General features: G+C 33.4%; 4 protein-coding genes, 1 tRNA gene and 1 pseudogene. 3 read left to right on the forward strand and 3 right to left on the reverse strand.

The genetic code is table 11. The features are described 5' to 3' along the window. Positions 1-116: pseudogene (locus tag GTZ96_RS18005) on the forward strand (IS1595 family transposase); the annotation flags it as partial. A gap of 435 nt (positions 117-551) precedes the next feature. On the opposite strand, the gene GTZ96_RS18010 reads toward GTZ96_RS18005, so the two are convergent. Next, a tRNA-Val gene (locus tag GTZ96_RS18010) sits at positions 552-629 on the reverse strand. 84 nt (positions 630-713) lie between these two features. Then, complete coding sequence (locus GTZ96_RS18015) at positions 714-1,934, reverse strand: bifunctional folylpolyglutamate synthase/dihydrofolate synthase (RefSeq protein ID WP_161645278.1); 1,221 nt, start codon at positions 1,932-1,934, stop codon at positions 714-716. 132 nt (positions 1,935-2,066) lie between these two features. On the opposite strand from GTZ96_RS18015, the gene GTZ96_RS18020 reads away from it, so the two are divergent. Both GTZ96_RS18020 and GTZ96_RS18025 read left to right on the forward strand, forming a co-directional pair. Further along, positions 2,067-2,762, forward strand: coding sequence for a MotA/TolQ/ExbB proton channel family protein (locus GTZ96_RS18020; RefSeq protein WP_161645279.1), 696 nt, complete (start codon positions 2,067-2,069; stop codon positions 2,760-2,762). Positions 2,763-2,765: 3 nt separating this feature from the next. Beyond that, positions 2,766-3,161, forward strand: a complete 396-nt coding sequence (locus tag GTZ96_RS18025; protein WP_161645280.1) for an ExbD/TolR family protein — start codon at positions 2,766-2,768, stop codon at positions 3,159-3,161. Positions 3,162-3,596: 435 nt separating this feature from the next. On the opposite strand, the gene GTZ96_RS18030 is transcribed toward GTZ96_RS18025, so the two are convergent. Then, positions 3,597-4,502: an energy transducer TonB family protein gene (locus GTZ96_RS18030; RefSeq protein WP_161645281.1), complete on the reverse strand. Its 906-nt coding sequence runs from the start codon at positions 4,500-4,502 to the stop codon at positions 3,597-3,599. Positions 4,503-4,866: the final 364 nt, after the last annotated feature.

A 4,866-nucleotide genomic window follows, 5' to 3' on the forward strand; every position in this document is an offset into this window, starting at 1 on the left:
GTTTTAGGATAAACCGTTCTCAATTTAAAACAAGTATTTTTCATAAATCCATAGAAAGAATGGTGAATGCAAAACCGATTTATCAAAAAAACATAAAACAGATATTAAGTGTATAACTCAAAAAATTTAATTTTGTTCTAAAACCAATTAATTTAAAATTTGGTGTTTTATGATTTTAACTAAATCGAATGTATTTTTTGATGATATATTTATCGAGTTACATACGTAATGATACCAAAAACAACAAATGGGATAAATAGCTTGTAAGGCTTGTTTTTATTAGTGATATTAGTATATTGACAGTGTTTTATTTTCTTAATAATCTTTAGTTTTAATGAGATGCTGCAATTACTTTGGGTGCGCTTTACATAATTGTTTTTCTCTTCCATAACGAACTTTTTGTATGTCGTTATTTCAGGACTGGACATGCTAAAGAAAGACAACTGGTCTGGTTGCGATAGGATTAATTCTCTAAAATCTATAGATTCTAGAGAATCAATTTTGGAAAATTTAGGCATAAAAAAAACTCCTTAATTTCTTAAGGAGTTTCTTGGTGGGCGATGAGGGGTTCGAACCCCCGACCCCCTCGGTGTAAACGAGGTGCTCTGAACCAGCTGAGCTAATCGCCCTATTTTACTAGGTTGCTATCGTTTGTGATTGCGAGTGCAAATATACAGCACTTTTTTGGATGTGCAAGCAAAAAGCAAAAAAAATTATAAAATTTCTGCAACTACAAAGGTGCTTCCTCCCACATATATAAAATCGTTGGAATTAGCTGATTCTTTTGATTTTTTATAAGCTTCTGTAACAGAGTGTAGTATTGCTCCTTTTAAGCCGTATTGTGCTGCTTTTTCTTTTAATGCCAATGCTTCGAGTCCTCGTGGAATGTTTGGTTTACAAAAATAATAAATGGCATTTTTTGGGAATAGAGGTAGTACTTCGTCTAAGTCTTTGTCGTTTACCACACCCAATACAATATGTAATTGCTCAAATTTTTCTTTTTTGATTTGGTTCAATACAATTTCAAGTCCGTTTTTGTTGTGTGCGGTATCACAAATGATTTTTGGAGATTCTCCTAATTGTTGCCACCTTCCAAGAAGTCCCGTGTTTTTTACCACATTTAATAAACCTGATTCAATGTTGTTTTGATTGATGCTAAAATTAGTCTCTGTATTTAAAACTTTGATGGTTTGTAATACTGTTTTTTTATTGTGTATTTGATAATCACCAATTAGATCCGAAGGAAGGTTTTCTGAAATCAAATCAGAAGCAAAATAAATTTCGGAATTATTTTCTTTGGCTTTGGCCAAAAATACAGCTTGTGTTTCGGGAGTATATTCGCCAATAACAACAGGAATGTTGGGTTTGATAATTCCTGCTTTTTCAAAAGCGACCGATTCTAAGGTGTTTCCAAGAAATTGTACGTGATCTAATCCAATATTCGTTATTACAGAAACCAATGGAGTGATAATATTAGTAGCATCGAGTCTTCCGCCCATGCCTACTTCTATAATAGCAATGTCTATTTCTTCTTTTGCAAAATAAGCAAAGGCCAATCCAACGCTCATTTCGAAAAAACTAATGTCATTGGCTTCAAAAAAAGCTTTGTTCGAATTGATGAAATCACAAACAAAATCTTCAGTAATTTCAGTTCCGTTGATTTTAATGCGTTCTCTAAAATCTTTTAAATGGGGAGAAGTATAAAGACCTACTTTGTAACCTGCTTCTTGAAGTATAGAAGCCAGCATGTGTGAGCTGGATCCTTTTCCGTTTGTTCCTGCCACATGAATGCATTTTAAATTGGCATGCGGATTATTGAGATGATTTATCAGTAAATGAGTATTAGTTAGGTCTTTTTTGTAAGCAGAAGCTCCTTGCAATTGGTACATCGGAAGTTGATTGAACATCCAGTCTGTAGTTTCTTGATAATTCATTTATTTTTTGATAAATTAGTTGAGGTCTGAAATAAATTTCGATTTTTTTAGTTTAATATTGCAACTAAAAGTTACTGCAATGCAAAATTGAAGTATTTTTTATAATTAATGAGTAAAATTAAAAAATAATATATGTTTAGTTATATACAATTACAGGCCGATACTATTGCTAATGCTGCTTCGAATGTTCTTGTCGAAAAGGTAGCTTCAAATACTGAAATTTCTGTTTTGGACTTTATTTTTAAGGGAGGTTTTTTCTTAATTCCAATTGCGTTATTATTATTCTATACTTTTTATTTGATTATTGAACGTTATTTATACATTCATAAGGCTTCAAAGATTGACGCTCATTTAATTAAGGATGTAAGTGTAAATCTAGTTTCAGGAAATTTGAATATGGCACTTTCTATTGCCGAAAGAAGCAATTCGGCTTCCGGAAATATACTGAAGGAAGGAATTCAGGTTGTGGGGAGACCTATTACCGAGATTGAATCGAATATGGATCGCGCTGCGGATATTGAAATAGGGGAGATGGAAAAACATCTGGGACAACTAGGTCTTATTGCAGGTATTGCGCCAACATTAGGATTTATTGGTACTATTTCAGGAGTTATCAAGATATTTTACAGTATTTCGGTGACGGAGAATATCAGTATCGGAAATATTTCCGGTGGATTGTATGAAAAAATGATTAGTAGTGGTTCTGGTTTGATTGTAGGGATTATTGCTTACAGTGGTTACCATTTGTTGAACGGAAAGATTGATCATTTTGCTTTAAAAATTCAGAAACAAATATTGGAATTTGTCAATATTATTCAAAAATCATAAGTTATGTCAATTAAGCGAAAAAGAAGATTTCATGCTGAAGTAGCTACTTCGTCATTGAGTGACATTATGTTTTTCTTGTTGCTGTTTTTCTTGATTATATCTACTCTGGCAAATCCGAATGTTATAAAAATGACTTTGCCTAAAGCGAAGTCTAATGATAAAACGAACAAGCAATACATTAGTTTATCGGTTACTGAAGACAAGAAATTCTACATCGACAAACAAGCAGTGGATTTTGAAGAATTAGAAACCACTTTGATGTCTAAGATGGATACGAAGAAAGACCAAACGGTAATTGTTAGAATACCGTTTAATTTACAAGTACAGGATTTGGTTGATGTGTTACAAATAGGAGTTAAAAATAATCTGAAATTTGTGATTGCTACGAGTCCAAAGTAAAGAACATCATAAGTTTATATAAAACAAAAATGCCTCGAATTATCGGGGCATTTTTGTTATGTATAGGTGTGTAATTTATATCAAATGCAAGTAGTAAAAGGTTTGTCAGTTCGAGGAGTAATTTTTTATTCTAAAAACATACTAGCAATGACGTTTTTATTTAAAGTGAAATTATGGTTTACTAATTTTCTTTTTTGCTTGATCAAAAAAGAAACAAAAAAATCAAGTCTTACGCTTTCTCATCGGTCAAATTAGTTTTCGAATACTAAAAGAAAAGAACTCGCTAACGCTCAAACAGCTTTTCTTTTTACGTATTCTTCAAACATTTGACGCTCGACTGCGAAAGCTAAGGACAATTGAAACTCGCAAATAACAGGAGTTTAATTTTTAATCAAAGACAACTGAAAAAGGTTAACTTGTAATCTGTATTGATTTTTAATTCAATTTGAAATTATAAGTAATCTTACCTACTTGTTTTTCGGGAGCATTGCTGCTGGCATCCCATCGGGTGTTCATTGCTGCAATTTTAGCCTGATCTAATAAGCAACTTGCAGTGTTTGTTGTTCCTTTGATTCCGGCAACGGCATTTATGGTTCTGCCATTTCGGTCTACCGAAACTTCAACAACAACTCTTCCTTCTTCGTTACAAGTGTATTTTGGTTCTGGTTTTGAAATTGCTTTTCGGTTTCCTAGTGAATAACCTGTTCCTCCACCAGAACCACTTCCTGAGCCTCCTCCGTAGCCGCTTCCGCTTCCGGGACCTGTACCTGTTCCGTTTCCTGTACCATTGCCGCCACCTGTTCCTCCGCCAGAGCCACCAGCTCCATAATAGCTGTTTGAACTTAAGCTTCCGTTAGGTTTTCCTTTGTTTCCAGCTGTTTTGTCATCGCCGTCCCCACCTTTGTTAGAACCTTTCATAATGCTGGCTAAAGCATCATTGGTGCTATTAGAAACTTTGGGTTTTACAACAACTATAGGTTTTGGTTCTTCTTTTTTAACTACTACAATAGGTTTTTTTGTTTTTTCTTTCGTTGGGATTACAACACTTTCTTCGGTTGTGTTTTCCTGTGATAATATGGCTTCGTCCGGAATGGTTTTCGAAGGTGTTTGTTTGGCGTGGTTTTTTACTTCTAAAACTTCGCTTTTATAATTGGCACCAGAACCTAAATCACTATCTCCAAAATTAACAGTAACACCGCCGCCACCGCCACCACCAGTTAGCTCATCCAAATTTGCAGGAGGCCAAAAACGGATGAAGAATAAAATCAGTAGCATAGTGATATACAAAAGCGAAGAGATTGCTAGAGATTTTTTTTGATCAGATGTAATGGTTGAACTCATTGGTATTATTAAATTTTTAAAGCTAGTATTAAAACGTCGAAAAGTACTAAAAATTGTTAAGAGTAAAAAACACTGCTTTCAATTAAAATAACTCATCGGATTAAATTATTAAAATGTCAGTTCGAGGTATAATTTTTTTACAAAAAAATGCAATATAAAATGACGTTATCTTTGTTAATAACCTGAATTAGAATTAGGCAGTGTAACAGTAAAGCAAATTAGTGTTATTTACCTGACTTCGAGTTTTGTTTCAAAGTATTATAGTATGCAATATTGGTGAGTTCAGTTAAGATGAATTTCCCCCATGGTAGTAATATCTTTTCACATAATATACTTTGAGCCTATTTCTATTTCATTAAATCGT

It is taken from the genome of Flavobacterium undicola (assembly GCF_009909155.2).
GTDB classification, from domain to species: Bacteria; Bacteroidota; Bacteroidia; order Flavobacteriales; family Flavobacteriaceae; genus Flavobacterium; species Flavobacterium undicola.

Coding starts and splice junctions, on each gene's coding strand:
- GTZ96_RS18030 (WP_161645281.1), bottom strand. CDS start 4,502: ATGAGTTCAACCATTACATCTGATCAAAAAAAATCTCTAGCAATCTCT.
- GTZ96_RS18025 (WP_161645280.1), top strand. CDS start 2,766: ATGTCAATTAAGCGAAAAAGAAGATTTCATGCTGAAGTAGCTACTTCG.
- GTZ96_RS18020 (WP_161645279.1), top strand. CDS start 2,067: ATGTTTAGTTATATACAATTACAGGCCGATACTATTGCTAATGCTGCT.
- GTZ96_RS18015 (WP_161645278.1), bottom strand. CDS start 1,934: ATGAATTATCAAGAAACTACAGACTGGATGTTCAATCAACTTCCGATG.